General features: G+C 74.6%; 15 protein-coding genes. 6 read left to right on the top strand and 9 right to left on the bottom strand.

Translation table 11 applies throughout. The annotated features are described in order from the left end of the window. Positions 1-962 (bottom strand): Gfo/Idh/MocA family protein (locus ACFW1I_RS28865; protein ID WP_384675394.1); only part of this gene is annotated, 962 nt, incomplete at its 3' end. An 87-nt stretch (positions 963-1,049) separates the two neighbouring features. On the opposite strand from ACFW1I_RS28865, the gene ACFW1I_RS28860 reads away from it, so the two are divergent. Continuing rightward, entirely contained in the window at positions 1,050-2,318 is a 1,269-nt protein-coding gene (locus tag ACFW1I_RS28860; RefSeq protein WP_384675392.1) for a Bcr/CflA family multidrug efflux MFS transporter, read from the top strand. Between the two features lie 598 nt (positions 2,319-2,916). Continuing rightward, a complete protein-coding gene (locus ACFW1I_RS28855) occupies positions 2,917-3,903 on the top strand; it encodes a small ribosomal subunit Rsm22 family protein (RefSeq protein ID WP_384675360.1) in 987 nt (328 codons plus the stop codon). Here ACFW1I_RS28855 and ddaH read toward each other — a convergent pair. After that, the gene (gene ddaH / locus ACFW1I_RS28850; protein WP_384675358.1) at positions 3,900-4,730 is read right to left on the bottom strand and encodes a dimethylargininase; all 831 of its coding nucleotides are present in this window, start codon (positions 4,728-4,730) and stop codon (positions 3,900-3,902) included. The two genes, ACFW1I_RS28855 and ddaH, sit on opposite strands and share 4 nt — an antisense overlap. Positions 4,731-5,353: 623 nt before the next feature. On the opposite strand from ddaH, the gene ACFW1I_RS28845 reads away from it, so the two are divergent. Both ACFW1I_RS28845 and ACFW1I_RS28840 read left to right on the top strand, forming a co-directional pair. Next, on the top strand, positions 5,354-5,977 hold the full coding sequence (locus ACFW1I_RS28845; protein ID WP_384675356.1) for a TetR/AcrR family transcriptional regulator: 624 nt from the start codon (positions 5,354-5,356) through the stop codon (positions 5,975-5,977). Between the two features lie 111 nt (positions 5,978-6,088). Further along, positions 6,089-6,862, top strand: a complete 774-nt coding sequence (locus ACFW1I_RS28840; RefSeq protein WP_384675354.1) for a bifunctional DNA primase/polymerase — start codon at positions 6,089-6,091, stop codon at positions 6,860-6,862. A gap of 19 nt (positions 6,863-6,881) precedes the next feature. Here the strand turns inward: ACFW1I_RS28840 and ACFW1I_RS28835 are convergent, their stop codons facing one another. From ACFW1I_RS28835 to ACFW1I_RS28805, 7 genes are all read right to left on the bottom strand, one after another. Then, positions 6,882-7,847: a hypothetical protein gene (locus ACFW1I_RS28835; RefSeq protein WP_384675390.1), complete on the bottom strand. Its 966-nt coding sequence runs from the start codon at positions 7,845-7,847 to the stop codon at positions 6,882-6,884. A gap of 31 nt (positions 7,848-7,878) precedes the next feature. Next, positions 7,879-8,757: an iron uptake transporter permease EfeU gene (gene efeU, locus ACFW1I_RS28830; protein ID WP_384675352.1), complete on the bottom strand. Its 879-nt coding sequence runs from the start codon at positions 8,755-8,757 to the stop codon at positions 7,879-7,881. A 19-nt stretch (positions 8,758-8,776) separates the two neighbouring features. Further along, entirely contained in the window at positions 8,777-10,012 is a 1,236-nt protein-coding gene (efeB, locus tag ACFW1I_RS28825) for an iron uptake transporter deferrochelatase/peroxidase subunit (RefSeq protein ID WP_384675350.1), read from the bottom strand. Then, positions 10,009-11,163: an iron uptake system protein EfeO gene (efeO, locus tag ACFW1I_RS28820; RefSeq protein WP_384675348.1), complete on the bottom strand. Its 1,155-nt coding sequence runs from the start codon at positions 11,161-11,163 to the stop codon at positions 10,009-10,011. Before efeO ends, efeB begins: the two co-directional genes overlap by 4 nt. A 176-nt stretch (positions 11,164-11,339) precedes the next feature. Then, positions 11,340-12,203: a heme ABC transporter ATP-binding protein gene (locus tag ACFW1I_RS28815; protein WP_384675346.1), complete on the bottom strand. Its 864-nt coding sequence runs from the start codon at positions 12,201-12,203 to the stop codon at positions 11,340-11,342. Then, on the bottom strand, positions 12,200-13,288 hold the full coding sequence (locus ACFW1I_RS28810) for a FecCD family ABC transporter permease (RefSeq protein WP_384675344.1): 1,089 nt from the start codon (positions 13,286-13,288) through the stop codon (positions 12,200-12,202). The genes ACFW1I_RS28815 and ACFW1I_RS28810 overlap by 4 nt, the downstream gene beginning before the upstream one ends. Continuing rightward, a complete protein-coding gene (locus ACFW1I_RS28805) occupies positions 13,285-14,304 on the bottom strand; it encodes a hemin ABC transporter substrate-binding protein (RefSeq protein WP_384675342.1) in 1,020 nt (339 codons plus the stop codon). Before ACFW1I_RS28805 ends, ACFW1I_RS28810 begins: the two co-directional genes overlap by 4 nt. Before the next feature lie 129 nt (positions 14,305-14,433). Between ACFW1I_RS28805 and ACFW1I_RS28800 the strand changes: the two genes are divergently transcribed. Both ACFW1I_RS28800 and ACFW1I_RS28795 read left to right on the top strand, forming a co-directional pair. Beyond that, entirely contained in the window at positions 14,434-15,852 is a 1,419-nt protein-coding gene (locus ACFW1I_RS28800; protein ID WP_384675340.1) for an HtaA domain-containing protein, read from the top strand. Positions 15,853-15,968: 116 nt separating this feature from the next. Continuing rightward, positions 15,969-16,654 (top strand): HtaA domain-containing protein (locus ACFW1I_RS28795; RefSeq protein WP_384675338.1); only part of this gene is annotated, 686 nt, incomplete at its 3' end.

The following is a 16,654-nucleotide window of genomic DNA, read 5'->3' as shown; positions in this document are numbered from 1 at the left end:
ACGCGGTCCCGTACCGCGTCGAGCGTCCGCATCACCGCGAGCGTGCCGTCCAGCGGCACCAGCGGCGACTCCGTCTCCCCGGCCCGCAGGCACCGCGTCACCTCGGCGGCCTCGTGCCGCAGCGAGTGCGGGTGGTGGGAGTTGGTGAACTCCTCCGGCTCGGCCCCGTCCCGCAGCAGGGTGAACCGCTCCGGGAAGAAGAAGCCGCGCGGCACGTCGATCCGGCCCTTCGTGCCCGTCACCGAGGCGGTCAGCGGGGTGTCCGCCTCCAGCGAGCAGGACAGCAGCGCCGAGGCGCCCGAGTCCGACCAGCCGAGCAGCATGCCGGTGTTCAGGTCCACGCCCTCCGGGGAGATCCGCGCGTGCGCCTGCACCGAGTCCGGCTCGCCGAGCAGCAGGTGCGCGAACGACACCGGGTAGACGCCCAGGTCGAGCAGGGCGCCGCCGCCGACGGCGGGGTCCCGCAGCCGGTGTCCGGGATCGAACGGGCCGACCAGCCCGAAGTCGGCCTGTACGGTCCGCACCTCGCCGATCGCGCCGTCCCGGACCAGCTCCGCGAGCCGCCGGATCAGCGGGTTGCAGTACATCCACATGGCCTCCATGAGGAAGAGGCCGCGGTCCCGGGCGAGCGCGACCAGCTCCTCCGCCTCCCGCGCGTTCAGCGTGAACGCCTTCTCGCAGAGGACCGCCTTGCCGGCCTCCAGGGCGCGGCCGGCCGCCTCCCGGTGGGCGTGGTGCGGGGTCGCCACGTAGACCACGTCCACCTCGGGGTCGGCGAAGAGGCCGTCCCAGCCGCCGTACGCCCGCGCGATCCCGAACCGGTCCGCGAAGGTCCGCGCCGACGCCTCCGTACGGGACGCCACCGCCACCACCTCGGCGCCGTCCAGCCCGGCCAGATCCGTCGCGAACCGCTCCGCTATCCCGCCCGTCGCGAGAATGCCCCACCGCACCATGTCGGCCATGTCGTTCACGTCCGTCCACCCCAAGGGTCTCGATCCGCCCCGCCGAGCTGAGAGCATAGGCAAGGATTCAACGAAATGGAGCAGTCGATGCCGGAGAGCGGCCAGAAAACAACACAAGGACACATAACCGGAACTCCGACGGCCGCCGTTCCCGCCGCCCGTCGGGCCGGACTGCTCGTCACCCTCGTGCTCGGCGGGCTCACCGCCCTCCCGCCGCTGTCCATGGACATGTACCTGCCGGCGCTGCCGGAGGTCACCCGCTCGCTGACCGCCCCCGCCGCCACCGTCCAGCTCACCCTCACCGCCTGCCTCGCCGGGATGGCCCTCGGCCAGCTCGTCGTCGGGCCCATGAGCGACAAGTGGGGACGCCGCCGGCCGCTCCTCGTCGGCATGGTCGTCTACGTCCTCGCCACCGCCGTCTGCGCCTTCGCCCCCAGCGCCGAACTCCTCATCGCCTTCCGGCTCCTCCAGGGGCTCGCCGGAGCCGCCGGGATCGTCATCGCCCGGGCCGTCGTCCGCGACCTCTACGACGGCGTCGAGATGGCCCGCTTCTTCTCCACCCTGATGCTGATCTCCGGCGTCGCGCCGATCATCGCGCCGCTCATCGGCGGACAGATCCTGCGGATCACCGACTGGCGGGGCGTCTTCCACGTCCTCGCCGCCATCGGCGTCCTGCTCACCCTCGTCGTCTGGCGCTTCCTGCACGAGACGCTGCCCCCGGAGCGACGCCAGGAGGGCGGCGTCGGGCAGGCGCTGCGGACCATGCGGGGGCTGCTCGCCGACCGCGTCTTCACCGGCTACATGCTGGCGGGCGGGCTCGCCTTCGCGGCCCTCTTCGCCTACATCTCCGCCTCCCCCTTCGTCGTCCAGGAGATCTACGGGGCCTCCCCGCAGACCTTCAGCCTCCTCTTCGGGCTCAACTCCATCGGGCTCGTGGCCGTCGGCCAGATCAACGGCAAGCTGCTCGTCGGGCGGGTCAGCCTCGACAAGGCGCTCGGCTGGGGCCTGTCCGTCATCCTGCTCGCCTCGGCGGCGCTCCTGCTGATGACGACGGGCGTCTTCGGAGAGGTCGGTCTCGTGCCGATCGCGGCAGGGCTGTTCGTGCTGATGTCCGCGATGGGCCTGGCGATGCCGAACACGAACGCGCAGGCGCTGATGCGGACGCCGCACGCGGCGGGGTCGGCGTCGGCGCTCCTCGGCACGTCGTCCTTCCTGATCGGCGCGGTCGCGTCGCCGCTCGTCGGCATCGCGGGCGAGCGGACGGCGGTGCCCATGGCGGTCGTCCAGCTGGTCTGCGCGACGGCCGCCCTGACCGCCTTCCTCCTCCTCTGCCGCCCCTGGCGCCCGACCCCCTGACCCCGCCCGCAGGCGTTCCGCGGGGCGGCGCCCACCCTGCACGCCCGGCTCACGCGCCGGGCCCGACCTTCTGGGCGGCGCCGTCCGCCGGCCCTCCGTGTGGGCAGGCGTCCCGCAGGGTGGTGCCCACCCTCACGCCCGGCTACGCGCCGGGCCCGGCCTTCTGGGCGGCGCCGCTGGCTGGTCCCCCGTGTGGGCAGGCGTTCCGCAGGGCGGAACGGGTGGGCACACGGAACGGCGCCCCTCCGCCGGGCCTAGGCTTCTGCGCCTGAACCCGCACCGGCTGTACGGCTCCGTACGGGTGCGGGTCCAGGCTCGGGGCGCGGAGGCACCCGCAACGGTGCCGTTCCGTTGTGCCCACCCGTTCCGCCCCAGCGGAACGATTGCCCACAACGAAACGGCGGCGGCCACCCGCAACGCCCCCAGCCGGGCCCGGGGGTGGGCACCGCCCCGGCGGAACGATTGCCCACAACGGAGCGGCGCGGCGGCCGCAACGTCCCCGGCCGGGCCTGGGGGTGGGCACCGCCCCGGCGGAGCGGTGGTGGTCCGCTCCACGCCGGGCGCGGAGTGCGGGGGAGGGGCGCCTAGACTGGGGACGGTGAATGGATCCGTCGCCTCTGTCGATGTTCTGCGGGCCGCCCTCGCCAGGGTGCTCGACGGCCTGCCCGCCTCGCAGGCCGCGAAGGCCGTCGAACGGCTGATCGCGCACTACCGGGGGGCGACCCCGACCGACGCGCCCGTGCTGCGGGACCGGTCCGACGTGGTCGCGTACGCCGCCTACCGGATGCCCGCCACCTTCGAGGCCGCCCGCGGTGCCGTGGACGCGCTGCGGGCCGCCGCGCCGGAGTGGGTGCCGGGCAGCCACACGGACGTCGGCGGCGGGACCGGCGCCGCGAGCTGGGCCGTCGCCGAGGCGTGGGACGGGGCCCCGCCGCGTACCACCGTCCTCGACTGGGCCGAGCCCGCCCTCGCCCTCGGCCGCGAACTGGCCGCCGGCGTCCTGGACGCCGAGTGGCGGCGCGAGCGGATCGGCACCGCGCTGCGGCTCGCCGACACCGACCTGGTCACCGTCTCGTACGTGCTCAAGGAGCTCACCGAGGGGGACAGGGCGGCCCTGGTCGCCGAGGCGGCCCGCGCCGCGCGCGGCGCCGTCGTGATCGTCGAGCCCGGCACGCCGGACGGCTACGAGCGGATCATCGCCGCCCGGTCCGTCCTCGTCGACGCCGGCTTCACCGTCGCCGCGCCCTGTCCGCACAGCGGCGCCTGCCCGATCGAGCCGGGCACCGACTGGTGCCACTTCTCGGAGCGGGTCAGCCGCTCCTCGCTGCACCGCAAGGTGAAGGGCGGCTCGCTGCCGTACGAGGACGAGAAGTACGCGTACGTGGCCGCCACCCGCTTCCCCGTGACCCCCGCGCCCGCCCGCGTCGTCCGCAGGCCGCAGATCCGCAAGGGCCTCGTCCTGCTCGACCTCTGCGCCCCGGAGGGGCTGGGTCGCGAGACCGTCACCAAGCGCCACGGGCCCCTCTACAAGCACGCCCGTGACGCCGAGTGGGGCGACTCCTGGCCGCCCGCCGAGGACGACTAGGGCCGCAGCTCCTGGGTGCAGCACTTCACGCTGCCGCCGCCCTTGAGGAGTTCGCCGAGGTCCATGCCGATCGGCTCGAAGCCGCGGGCGCGGAGCGGGGCGAAGAGGCCGGTGGCCGTCTGCGGGAGCAGCACGTGCCGGCCGTCGCTGACCGCGTTGAGCCCGAGGGCCGCCGCATCCTCGGCGGTGGCCTTCAGCGCGTCGGGGAAGAGCCGGTCGAGGACGGCCCGGCTGCCGGGGGAGAAGGCGTCGGGGAAGTACATGACCTCGTCCGCCGCCTCGTCGAGGACGCTGAGCGCCGTGTCCAGGTGGTAGTAGCGCGGGTCCACCAGCTCCAGGCCGATCACCGGCCGGCCGAAGAACTCCTGGGCCTCGCCGTGCGAGAGCGGGCTGGAGCGGAAGCCGGTGCCGGCCAGGATCCAGGAGGCGGTGACGGCGAAGTCGCCCTCGCCCTCGTTGACGTGCTGCGGGACCCACAGGTCCTCCTCGGCCCAGCCGTTGCGGCGGAACCAGTCGAGGTGCGCGTCGGCCTCCGCGGTCCGCTCGGGGTAGGCGAAGCGGGCGCCGAGGACCCGTCCGCCGACGACGGTCGCGCCGTTCGCGGCGAAGACCATGTCCGGCAGGGCCGGGTCGGGGGTGAGGAGTTCGACGGTGTGCCCGAGGGACCGGTAGCGGTCGCGCAGGTCCTCCCACTGGGCGACGGCGAGCGGCAGGTCGACGGGTTTCGTCGGGTCCATCCACGGGTTGATGGAGTACGTCACCGAGAAGTGCGCGGGTGGGCACATCAGGTAGCGGCGGGGCGAGGACTCGCGCGGAGTGGAGCGCAATCGGGCCTCCTCACGGACGGTCGGCCCGCGGGGCGGGCCGTGGATCGGTGGAGCCATGGTCCGCTCTCGGAGGCCCGCGCGCAGTGGACCGTTCGGGTGGTTCGCCCCCCGTACACCTGGTCGACCCCGATCCACCACCGCCCGGCCGATCCCAGGCCACCGACGCCGGGACCTCCGGTGCCCGGCCGCGCCGGACCTCCTTCTGCACGGCCGCGCCCGACATCCCGCGTCCGGCCGTGTCCGACCTCCGCTGCCCGGCCGGCATCCGGCCTCCGGCGCCCGGCCGGCGCCTGGCCGATCCGGGACGCCGGCGCTTGGTCGGCACCCGAAGCGCCCGCTCCGGCGCCCGACCGCGCCCGCCTCCCGCGCCCGGCCGGCGTCCGGCCGATCCGGGCTACCGGCGTCCGGATGTCGACCCCCGGCCGACGCCGCGACGCCTACGTCCAACCGACGCCGCAACACCTACGCCCGGCCGGACGCCTGGGATGCCGGAGAGCCTGGGCGACGCGCGCGCCCGGAACGTCGACGCCGGAACGTCGACGCCGGAGCGGCGGCGCCCGGCCGGTGCCCAAGGGTGCCAGCCAACGAGACGGCCCGTCTCGTCCGGTGGTAGGTTGGGTGTCATGTCCGAGTCCAAGGTTCCCGACGTCTCCCGCCGTAGCGAGCGGTCCCGGCGTGCCATCTTCGACGCCGCGCTCGGGCTCGTCTCCGAGAGCGGCTACGCGAAGACCACCGTCGAGGGCATCGCCGCCCGGGCCGGTGTCGGCAAGCAGACCATCTACCGGTGGTGGCCCTCGAAGGCGGCGGTGCTGCTCGACGCCTACCTCGACCTCGGCGCCCGCGCCGCCGAGGAGGCCGGGGCCGCGCCCGGGCAGACCGAGCTGCCCGACACGGGGGACCTCGCCGCCGACCTCGGGCTCGTGCTCCGCGCCACCGTCGACGAGCTGAACGACCCCCGCTACGACGCCCCCACCCGGGCGCTCGCCGCCGAGGGGTCCACCGATCCCGAGCTCGGCGCCCGCTTCACCGCCGCCCTCCTCGAACCGCAGCTGCGGGTCTTCGCCCGCCGCATCGAGGCCGCGCAGGCCGCCGGGCAGGTGGACCCGGACGTCGACCCCCGGCTCGCCACCGAGCTGCTGGTCGGCCCGCTCCACCACCGCTGGCTGCACCGCACCGGGCCCCTCACCCACGCCTACGCCGACGCCCTCGTCGGCCTCGCCCTGCGTGGCCTCACGCCCCGTCCGTGACGAGCGTGAGCGTCGTCACCGGCCCGGGTTCCCCACTCCGGTCACCCGGGGAGCAGGATGGTGGGACCATGGGCAGAGCCGACCGGGCGAGCATGAGCTGTGAGGGGATAGATGGGCGACGGCATCGGCCGCTACCGCGGCACGGAGAGCAAACTCGCACAGTGGCTGCGCAGGCGCCCGAAACGGGCCGCGGCCGACGACGGGAACACCCGCGAGACGCTGCTCCTGGCCATCGCCGCCGCCGGACTGCCCCTGGCCCCCGCCGCCTACCCCGTCGGCTACAGCTGTTCCTGTGAGCGGATCGGCTGTCCCACCCCCGCCCGCCACCCGGTCTCCTTCGCCTGGCAGACCCAGTCGACCACCGACCGCGCGCAGATCGAGCGCTGGGCGCGGAACGAGCCCCGGGCGAACTTCATCACCGCCACCGGCATGGTCCACGACGTCCTCGACGTGCCGCTGGCCGCCGGCCGCGCCGCCCTGGAACGGCTGCTCGCCGACGGCGTCGAGGTCGGACCGGTCGCCGAGTCCCCGGACAGCACCGGCGACGGCGGCCGGATGCTCTTCTTCACCGCCACCCGCGGCACCCCCGAGGACGAGGACGAGTGGTGGCCCTGCGAGCTGGACTGCCATCCCGAGACCATGGACGAGCACCCCGGTCTGCGCTGGCACTGCCGCGGCAGCTACGTCCTGGTCCCGCCCGCCCGGCTGCCCGGTGACGAGGACGACCATCCGGCCGTCGGCTGGGTCCGCGGCCCCGAGCACGCCCTGCCCGACCCGCTGAACCTGCTGGAGACCCTCACCGACGCCTGTGCCCGGCACGCCGCCGAGCGGGAGACCGGGGACGGTCACGGGGCCCACGAGATCGCCTGGCCCCTCACCCGCTGACCTCCCGGTCCCGGAGCGGCTACGAGCCCTCGACGGCCACCACGCCCTGGAGCCGGCCCGCGAAGGTGACCGCGTCCCGCTCGGTGCCCGCCGGCTTCACCAGGACGGCCTGGCTGGACACCCACTCCTTGGTCACCGTGTTCTTGATCTCGCCCTTCATCAGGGCCCGCAGCTCCGGGCCCAGCTTGGGCCGGTAGCCCGGCGAGGTCGTCTGCCGCTCGAAGTGGCGGCTGGCGAAGAAGACCAGCGCCCCGCCGTCCGCCGTCCCGAGCGCCAGCGGCGCGAAGTCGCCCGCGTCGGCGGCCCGGTCGATGAACTGGGTGGCCAGGCCGGGCCGCTGGGCCGTACGGGCCCGCTTGTCGCGCCACTCGGTGGTGTGCGGACCGGCGGCGAACGGGCTCGTCCCGCCGTCCTTCAGATACGCGGCGTACCGCCCGCTCAGCTCGCCGGGGGCGACCGCGAGCGCGTCCGAGCCGGCGGCGACCGGCACCAGGCCGCCGTCCGCCTCGGCGAACTCGGGCATCTCGTCCCGGCCGAGGATCACCAGATGGGCGGCCTTCCACTCCTGGTCGGGGCCGTTGCGGACGAAGGCGACCAGCCAGCGGTTGTCCGCCCCGGGGGTGCCGTCGTCCCGGTTGGCGTCGGTGTCCGCGACGAACCAGCGCGGCCAGCCCGCCTTCCTGGGCACCAGGAAGCGGGCGTCGCGCAGCTCCAGCGGCTCGTGGTCCGGATTGCCCTCCGGCTCGGTCACCGACTTCGACTTCAGCCCGGCCTGGTTGATCGCCCCCAGCGGGCCGGTCACCTGCTGGGCGTCGAGCTTCGGGTCGTTGGCCTTGTCGGCCCGGTTGAACGCGGTGACGAAGGAGGCCAGCGCCGCCGTCGTCTCCTCCGCGGTCGCGGCCGACACGACGGCGGTCTCGCCGTGGACGGTCACGCAGCCGCTCGCCGTCAGCGCCACGACGGTCGCCGCGGCGACGGACGCCAGGGCCCTCGCGGGGCGCCGGCCCCGCCGTACCTCAGACCGCCGGGTCTGCCGCTCCAGCCTCAGCCTTCTCATCGGTCGCCTTCTGCTTCTCCACGCGCACGGACGGACCCGACCCTATCGGGGCGAGGAAGAGCGCGAGCGTCGGGACCAGATACAGCGCCCACACCGTGACCTGAAGGACCGTCGGGTCGGGCTGGAAGTTGAACACGCCCTTGAGGAGGGTGCCGTACCAGCTGTCCGGCGGGATCGTCGCCGAGACGTCGAACGCCTTGTCCGCGAGGCCGCCGAGGAAGCGCGCCTCCTGGAGGTCGTGCACGCCGTACGCGAGGACGCCCGCCGCCACCACGACCAGCATCCCGCCGGTCCAGGTGAAGAACTTCGCCAGGTCGATCCGCAGCGCGCCCCGGTAGAACAGCCAGCCGAGCAGCACCGCCGTCAGCAGGCCGAGCACCACGCCGATCAGCGGCGCGTGGCTGCCGTCGGAGGAGGCCCGTACCGACGCCCAGACGAAGAGCGCGGTCTCCAGGCCCTCCCGGCCGACGGCCAGGAAGGCGGTGGCGACCAGCGCGCCGGTGCCCATCGCCAGGGCCGCGTCCAGCTTGGCGCCCAGCTCCGCCCGCAGGTGCCGGGCGGTCTTCCTCATCCAGAAGACCATCCAGGTCACCAGGGCGACGGCGAGGATGGACAGCGAGCCGCCGAGCAGCTCCTGTGCCTCGAAGGTCAGCTCCTGGGAGCCGAACTCCAGGCCGGCGCCGAAGGCGAGGGCGATGCCGACGGCCGCGCCGATGCCGGCCCAGATCGGCTTCAGCGCGTCCCGCCGGCCGGTCTTCACCAGATAGGCGATGAGGATGCAGACGACGAGGCTGGCCTCCAGGCCCTCGCGCAGGCCGATCAGATAGTTGCCGAACACGGCGGGTACCTCCCAGGGTTTACGAGAAAAGGCCGCGGCCCCACCAGTCGTCCGCGTCGCGGACGCCGGGCGGGACGGCGAAGACCGCCGAACCGACGTGCTGGATGTACTCGTTGAGGGCGTCCGCCTTCGCGAGCGCGGTCTGCACCCGGACGAAACCGGCCCGGACGTCCTTCTGGTAGGCGAGGAAGAACAGGCCCGCGTCCAGCCGGCCGAGGCCGTCCGTGCCGTCGGTGAAGGAGTAGCCGCGGCGCAGCAGGGTCGCCCCGCCGTTGGCGTCCGGGTGGGCGAGCCGGACGTGCGAGTCCGGCTTCATCGCCTTGAGGAACGGCTCGTCGTGCTCCTTCGCCCTGCCGACGGGCGCGCCCTCCTTCTTGTCGCGGCCGAAGATGTCCTCCTGCTCGGCGAGCGGGGTGCGGTCCCAGGTCTCGACGTTCATCCGGATCCGGCGGGCGACCAGGTACGAGCCGCCGGCCATCCAGGCGCCGCTGCCGGTGGCGTCCTTCGCCCCGACCCAGACGTGCCGGTCCAGGGCGGCGGCGTCGGTGCCGGCGATGTTCCGGGTGCCGTCCTTGAAGCCGAAGAGGTTGCGCGGGGTCTGCGCGTCCGGGGTGGTCGAGGACGTCTTGCCGAAGCCCAGCTGGGACCAGCGGACCGCGACCGTGCCGAAGCCGATCCGGGCGAGGTTGCGGATGGCGTGCACGGCGACCTGCGGGTCGTCGGCGCACGCCTGGACGCACAGGTCGCCGCCGCTGCGCGCCGGATCGAGGTTGTCGCCCGGGAACCTGGGCAGCTCCACCAGGTCCCCGGGCCGCCTGTCCTTCAGCCCGAACCGCCCGTCGAAGAGGGAGGGGCCGAAGCCGATGGTGAGGGTGAGGCGGGACGGCTTCAGGCCGAGCGCTTCGCCGGTGTCGTCCGGCGGCGCCTCCGGCAGCCCGCCGTGGGCACCCTCGCCGACCTCGCGTCCTGCGGTCATCCGCTCGGCGGCCCGGGTCCACTCCTTGAGGAGCTTCACCAGCTTCTCGCGGTCGTCGGTGGTGACGTCGAAGGCGGCGAAGTGCAGCCGGTCCTGGACGGGGGTGGCGATGCCGGCCTGGTGGTCGCCGTGGAAGGGGACGGCGGCCCCGCTGTCGGCGACGGGCGTGGTGGCGTCGCCGCCGCGGGTCAGCGCCACGGCGCCGCCGGCGACGGCGGCACCGAGGGCGAGTCCGCCGCCGGCGGCGAGGACGGTGCGGCGGGCGGGCGGCGGGGTCACTTCACGACCGCCGCGGCGAGCTTGGAGAGCGGCTCGGCCAGCGCGTTGACGCCGTCCGACAGCTCCTTGCGCTGGGCCTTGCCGACCTTGTCGTACGAGGTGAAGTCGTATCCGGTCTTGTCGGCGCGGTACGTGTCGAGCAGCGTGTTCAGCGCGGCGAACTGCTTGTCGAGTTCGGCGACGAGCGCGGCGTCGTTCTTCGCGGCGACCGGCTTGAGCAGCTCGAAGGACTTCTGGGCGCCCTCGACGTTGGCCTTGAAGTCGACCAGGTCGGTGTGGGAGTAGCGCTCCTCCTCGCCGGTGACCTTGCCGGTGGCGACCTCGTCGAGGAGTTCCTTGGCGCCGTTGGCCATGGAGGTGGGGGTGATCTCGGCCTTGCCGACCCGCTTCACCCAGTCCGCGAGGTCCTTGTCGAGCAGGTCGGCGAGCTGCTTCTCGCGGGTGGTGATCTTCTTGTCCTGCCAGAGCGCCTTCTCCAGGCGGTGCCAGCCGGTCCAGTCCTTCGCCGGGTCCTGGCCCTCCTCCAGGCCGTCCTCGCGGACGTCGACCTTCGGGTCGATGTCGCCGAAGGACTCGGCCACGGGCTCGGTGCGCTCCCAGCCGATGCGGGAGGCGGCGTACGCCTTCTTCGCGGCCTCCAGGTCACCGGCGCGGACGGCGTCGGTGAAGACCTTCACCTTCGGCAGCGTCTCGTCGGCCTGGGCCTGGACGTACTGGCGGTACGCGGCGACGGCGGCGTCCATCTCGGCGGAGCGCTTCGGGGCGGCGGCGCCGCCGGTGAGGGTGACGGTCTGGCGGATGCCGGCGCCGGTCATGCCGGGCTTGCAGACGATCGCGTACGAGCCGGCCTTGATCTCGGCGGTGAGCGCGGCCTTGGTGCCGGGGCCGATGTTCTCGCGCTCGGTGACGATCCGGTCGTCCGGGTAGAGGACGTAGACCTCGGTGACCTTGGAGCCGCGGTTCTCCACGTTCAGGGTGACGTGGCCGGCCGGGAACTCCTTCTTCGACACCTCGCAGGAGTCGTCCTTGGCGGTGACGGTGATGCCGTCGGCGGCCCCCTTGGCGTCGCTCTTCGCGGTGCAGCCGGTGACGGCGGCGAGGGCGGCGGCGCCCGCCAGGGCGGTGACGGCGGTGGTGCGGACGGCTCGCATGAGGGCTCCAGGACGGGGCGACGGGACGGGAACTGCCACTGAGGCGGACCTAACTTAACCGAGGCTTACCTCAGTCAAACCCGCACGTCCAGTGATGTGACTCTCACGTCCGGCGGATCGGACACGGGGTGGTCACGGGCGTTCCATGGCCACCCCATCGCAGGGTCAAGCACCGGTCAAGCAGGGCGGTTTGTGGTGGTTTCGCCGTGTGGGTCGTCCCGGCGCGGGACGACCTGCGGGACACCGGTCCGCGGGTGCGGGAAGACCTCCACCGGCTGCCGGTAGACCCGGCTCAGCAGCTCCTCGCCGAACACCTCGGCGGGCGGCCCGTCGGCGGCCACCCCGCCCCCGTGCACGATCCCCACCCGGTCCGCGTGCGCCGCCGCGAGCCCCAGGTCGTGCAGCACGACCACCACGGCGTCCCCGGCCGCCGCCCGCTCCCGGCAGACCCGCAGCACCAGTTCCTGGTGGCGCAGGTCGAGCGCGGCCGTCGGCTCGTCGAGCAGCAGCAGCCCGGCCCGCTGGGCCAGCACCCTGGCCAGCGCCACCCGGGCCCGCTCCCCGCCGGAGAGCGCGGAGAACGGGCGGGCGGCGAACCCCGTGACCTCGGTCGCGACCATCGCCGCCGCCACCGCCGCCCCGTCCTCCGCCTCCCGCTCGGTGCCCGCCCAGGGGGCCCGGCCCATCCGGACCACCTCCTCGACCGGGAAGGGGAAGGAGAGTTCGGCGGCCTGCGGCAGCACCGCCCGGCGCAGCGCCAGCTCCGGTGCGGTCCAGCCGCCGGCCGCCCGGCCCCCGATCCGTACCGTCCCCGCCGCGGGCGCCAGGTCCCCGGCGAGCACGGACAGCAGCGTCGACTTCCCGGCCCCGTTGGGCCCCACCAGGGCCAGCACCTCGCCGGCGCGCACCTCGATCCGGGCCCCGTCGAGGACGGCCCGCCGCCCCCGCACCACCGTCACCCCGTCGGCCTCGGCGGCGAGCCCGCCGGGCTCCACGGCCGCCGGCAGCTCCCTCGTACGCCTCCTGAACACGCCGATCACGCCCAACCACCCTGCTTCCTGCGGGTCCTGCGCAGCAGCCAGAAGAAGAACGGGCTGCCGATGAGGGCGGTGAGGACGCCCAGGGGGAGTTCGGCGGGGGCCGCGAGGGTGCGGGCCGCCAGGTCGCCGGCGGTGAGCGCGACCGCCCCGCCGAGCGCGCTGCCGGGGATCAGGAAGCGGTGGCCGGGGCCGTTCGCCATCCGCAGCACGTGCGGGACGACCAGGCCGACGAAGGTCACGATGCCGGAGACCGCGACCGCCGCCGCCGTGAGCAGCGCCACCACCAGGATCAGCGCGATCCGCAGCCGCTCCACCTCCACGCCCAGGTGCCGGGCGGGCCGCTCGCCGAGCGCGAGCAGGTCGAGCCGGCGGGCGTACAGCGGGGCGACGGCCAGGCCGAGCAGCGCGCACGGCAGCACCGCCAGCACCTTCGGCCAGGTGGCCTGGGCCAGCGAGCCCAGCTGCCAGAAGGTGATCTGGCTGATCTGCGCGTTGTCCGCGAAGAAGACGAAGAGCCCGATGAGCGCGCCCGCGAAGGCGGTCACCGCGATGCCGGTGAGGATCAGGGTGACGACCTCGGTCCGGCCGCCCGAGCGGGACATCGCGTACACGAGGACCACCGTGACGAGCCCGCCCGCGAAGGCGAAGACGGTCACCGTCCAGGTGCCGAGGAAGCCCGCGCCGAGCACGATCGCGCCGACCGCGCCGACGGCGGCGCCGGACGAGACGCCGATGACGCCGGGTTCGGCGAGCGGGTTGCCGAAGACGCCCTGCATCAGCGCCCCGGCGCAGCCGAGGGAGGCGCCGACGAGGAGGGCGAGCACCACCCGGGGCAGCCGGATGTTCCACAGCACGCTCTCGGCGGTCCGGTCGAGCGCGTGCCCGCCGAGGCCGAGCCGGTGCCGGCCCGAGGCGAGGACGTCGCCGAGCGGGATGTCGTACGCGCCGATGCCGGCGGACAGCAGGGCGAGCAGCAGCAGCGCGGCGAGCAGCCCGCCGGTGAGCAGCGCGGTCCGGCCCCGCCGGGGTCCGGCCCCGGGTGTCTTCGCGGCCGGGACGACCGGCCGTTCCTGGAGGGCCGTCACGGGGTGTCCCCGTAGAGCTGGTCGACGAGCGAGGCGAGCACCTGGTCGGTGCGCGGCCCGTAGTTGAGGAGGACGCCGTCGTCGACGGAGACCACCCGGCGGTCGGCGCCGGCCGGGGTCTCGGCGACGCCGGGGATCTTCACCAGTCCGTCGACGCCGCCGACGGACTCCAGGCCCTTGGTCATGACGAGGATCGCGTCCGGCGCCGCCGCGGCCAGCGCCTCGCTGGTGAGGGGGGTGAAGTCCTTCGTCAGCCCGGACTCCTTGCCCGCGTCGACGGCCCCGGCGGCCTCCAGGAGCGAACTCGCCCCGGACCCGGCGCCGCCGAGGAGGTAGACGGCGGCCGAACCGCGCACGTAGAGGAAGGCGACGCGCGGCTTCTCGGCGCGGGCGGGGATCTTCTCCCGCACCGCGTCGAGCCGTTCGGCGGTTCGCTCGCGCAGCTCCGCGCCGGCGGCGGGCACGCCCAGCGCGGCGGCCACGTCGTCGATGCGGCGGCCGACGTCGTCGAGGTCCTCGGCGGCCGGGACGACGACGAGGGGGACGCCCGTGTCGCGGATCTGGGCGATCGCCTCGGCGGGGCCGGTGGTGGACTCGGCGAGGACGAGGGTCGGCTTCAGGGAGAGGACGCTCTCGGCGGAGACGTCGTGGGCGCGGGTCACCACCGGGAGGTCCGCGGCCTGTTCGAAGGTGGCGGTGACGTCCCGGGCCACCACCCGGTCGCCGAGGCCGAGGGTGAAGACGATCTCGCTGAGCGAGCCGCTGAGCGGCACGATCCGGTCGGCGGAGCCGACGGTCACCTTCCGCCCGTCGGCGGAGGCGACGGTGACGGGGAGTCGGGGGGAGGCGGGGGAGGGGAGCGGTTCGACCCGGTCGGCCGCCGCCCGCGCCGTCGCGCCGCCGCCGACGGCGGTTCGCGGGGTGTCCGCGCCTCCGGGGTCGCCCCCGCATCCGGTCGCCGTGAGGGCGAGGGCGATCACTGCTGTCAGCGCTCCCGCGAGGCGAGTTCTGCGCACCGGGCACCGTCCTGTCGTTCCGCGTCGGAGGGTTCGTCGCCCGGCTCTCCGGGGGGAAGGGTTCCGGCCGGGGCGGGATGTAGCTTAGGTTAGCCTTACCTAATTCGCCAGCCCTCGGAGGGGTGCTCCATGCTGCCGTCCAGACCCTGCCGCGCACTCGCCGTGACCCTGTTCGCGGCCCTGCTCGCCGCCCTCGTTCCGGCCGCCGCCGCCCACGCGGAGAGCAGCCCGGTGCGGGGCGGCCGGCTCGACTGGGGCATCAAGTCCTCCTTCCAGAACTACGTCACCGGGCCCATCGCGCACGGAAGTTGGAACCTCACCGGCGGCGCCGCCACGGTCGGCGCCCAGTACCGTTTCCACTCCGCGCAGGGCTCGTACGACCCCGCCACCGGCACCCTCGAAGCCGCCTTCGGCGGCGGCGTCCACTTCAGCGGACACCGCAAGGCCGACGGCACGAACGAGCTCGACCTCACCATCGGCAACCCCCGGGTCCGCATCCAGGGCGGCGGCGGCACCCTCTACGCCGACATGACGAGCAAGGCCAAGGGCACCGGCCGGACGACCGTCCGGTCCCAGGTCCCGCTCGCCACCCTGAACCTCGGCGGCGTCGACATGCGCGGCGGCACCAGCCCCGTCTCCCTCGCGAACGTCCCCGCCACGCTCACCGCCCAGGGCGCCACCGCCTTCGCCGGCTACTACCCGGCCGGCACCGCGCTCGACCCGATCAGCCTCACCGTGGACGTCCGGACCGCGCCGCCCGCGAAGTCACCGTCCGCCACCCCGAGTCCGACGCCCGAGCCGCAGGGGACCACGCCCTCGCTGCGGACCGCCGCCGTCGACTGGGGCGTCCGCCGCACCTTCCGCGAGTACGTCACCGGCTCCATCGCGCAGGGGAAGTGGACGCTCGCCGCCGGCGCGCAGGACGGCGGAGCCCTCTTCCGCTTCCCCTCCGGCGCCGGCGCGTACGACCCCGGGGCCGGCACCCTCGACGCCGCCTTCGCCGGCAGCGTCCGCTTCACCGGCACCCACCTCGACCTCACCCTCGCCGAGGTCACCGTGAAGGTGACCGGCGGCACCGGCACCCTCGCCGCCGACGTCACCAGCTCCGGGAAGACCGAGCAGGACGTCCCCCTCGTCACCTTCGCCGCCCGCGGCCTCGTCCCCGAGAAGGGCCTCGCCGTCGTCACGGAGGCGCCCGCCACCCTCACCGAGGGAGGGGCCCGCGCCTTCGGCGGGATGTACAAGGCGGGCACCGTGATGGACCCGGTCTCCCTCGCCGTCTCCGTCGACCCGGCCGCCGCCCTCCCCGCCCTGCCCGACCTCGGCAGCGCCCCCACGACCCCGCCCTCCGCGTCCGCCTCCGCCGCACCGTCCGCCTCCGGCACCCCGTCGGCCGCCGCCGCGCCCGTGACCGCCGCCACCTCGGACTCCGGCACACCGGTCGCCGTCTACGCCGGGATCGGCGCGGGCGTCCTGGCCCTCGCCGCCGTCGCGTACGCGCTCCTCCGCCGGCGCCGCACCGCCGGGCCGGCCGAGCCCACCGACTGACCTCGTTCCTCTCCGCCCCGCACGGGCAGCGCAAGACGCCCGTGCGGCGGCACCCCACACCCTCGTCCACCCTCGCCCACTTCCGCCCCCCTGTTTCCGCCGAGGAGAACCCCGACATGGCCACCCGTATGCGCCGCCCCGTCACTCTGGCCGCCGCCGTCACCACGGCCGCCGCCCTGGGCGCAGGCGCCCTGACCCTCGCGCTCCCCGCGGCCGCCGCCGACACCCCGGCCCCGCCGATGTCCCTGGTGGACGGCACCCTGGACTGGGGCATCAAGCAGTCCTTCCGCTCCTACCTCGCCCAGCCCTTCGCCAAGGGCAGGATTACGGCGGAGGGCGGCGCGACCCAGGCCGCGGGCAACGGCGTCTTCACCTTCGTCGACGGCACCGGCACCTACGACACGACGAGCCACGCCACCGCCACCGCCTTCAAGGGCGGCGTCCACTTCGAGGCCCACGAGGGCGTCCTCGACATCCGCGTCTCCGACGTGCGGCTGAAGACCGCCGGTTCGGCCGCGCCGACCGGCGAGATCACCGCAGACGTCGTCACCAAGGAGAAGGACGGCTCCTTCACCACCCGCGACGACGTCTCCTTCGCCGCGCTCGACATGACCGGCGTCCGACCCGGCCGGGGCGCCGACGGCGCGATGGTCTTCAAGGACATCCCGGCCGAGCTCACGAAGGACGGCGCCGCCGCGTTCGCCGGATTCTACAAGGAGGGCGACGCCCTCGACGCCGCCACCCTCACCGTGAAGGCCGACGCCCGCCCGACCACCCCGCCCACCACGCCGCCGCCCACCAC

Source organism: Streptomyces sp. NPDC058955, from assembly GCF_042741435.1.
GTDB lineage: Bacteria > Actinomycetota > Actinomycetes > Streptomycetales > Streptomycetaceae > Streptomyces.
The sequence above is the reverse complement of the archived record's forward strand: the minus strand, read 5'-3'. Positions and strand labels throughout refer to the sequence as shown.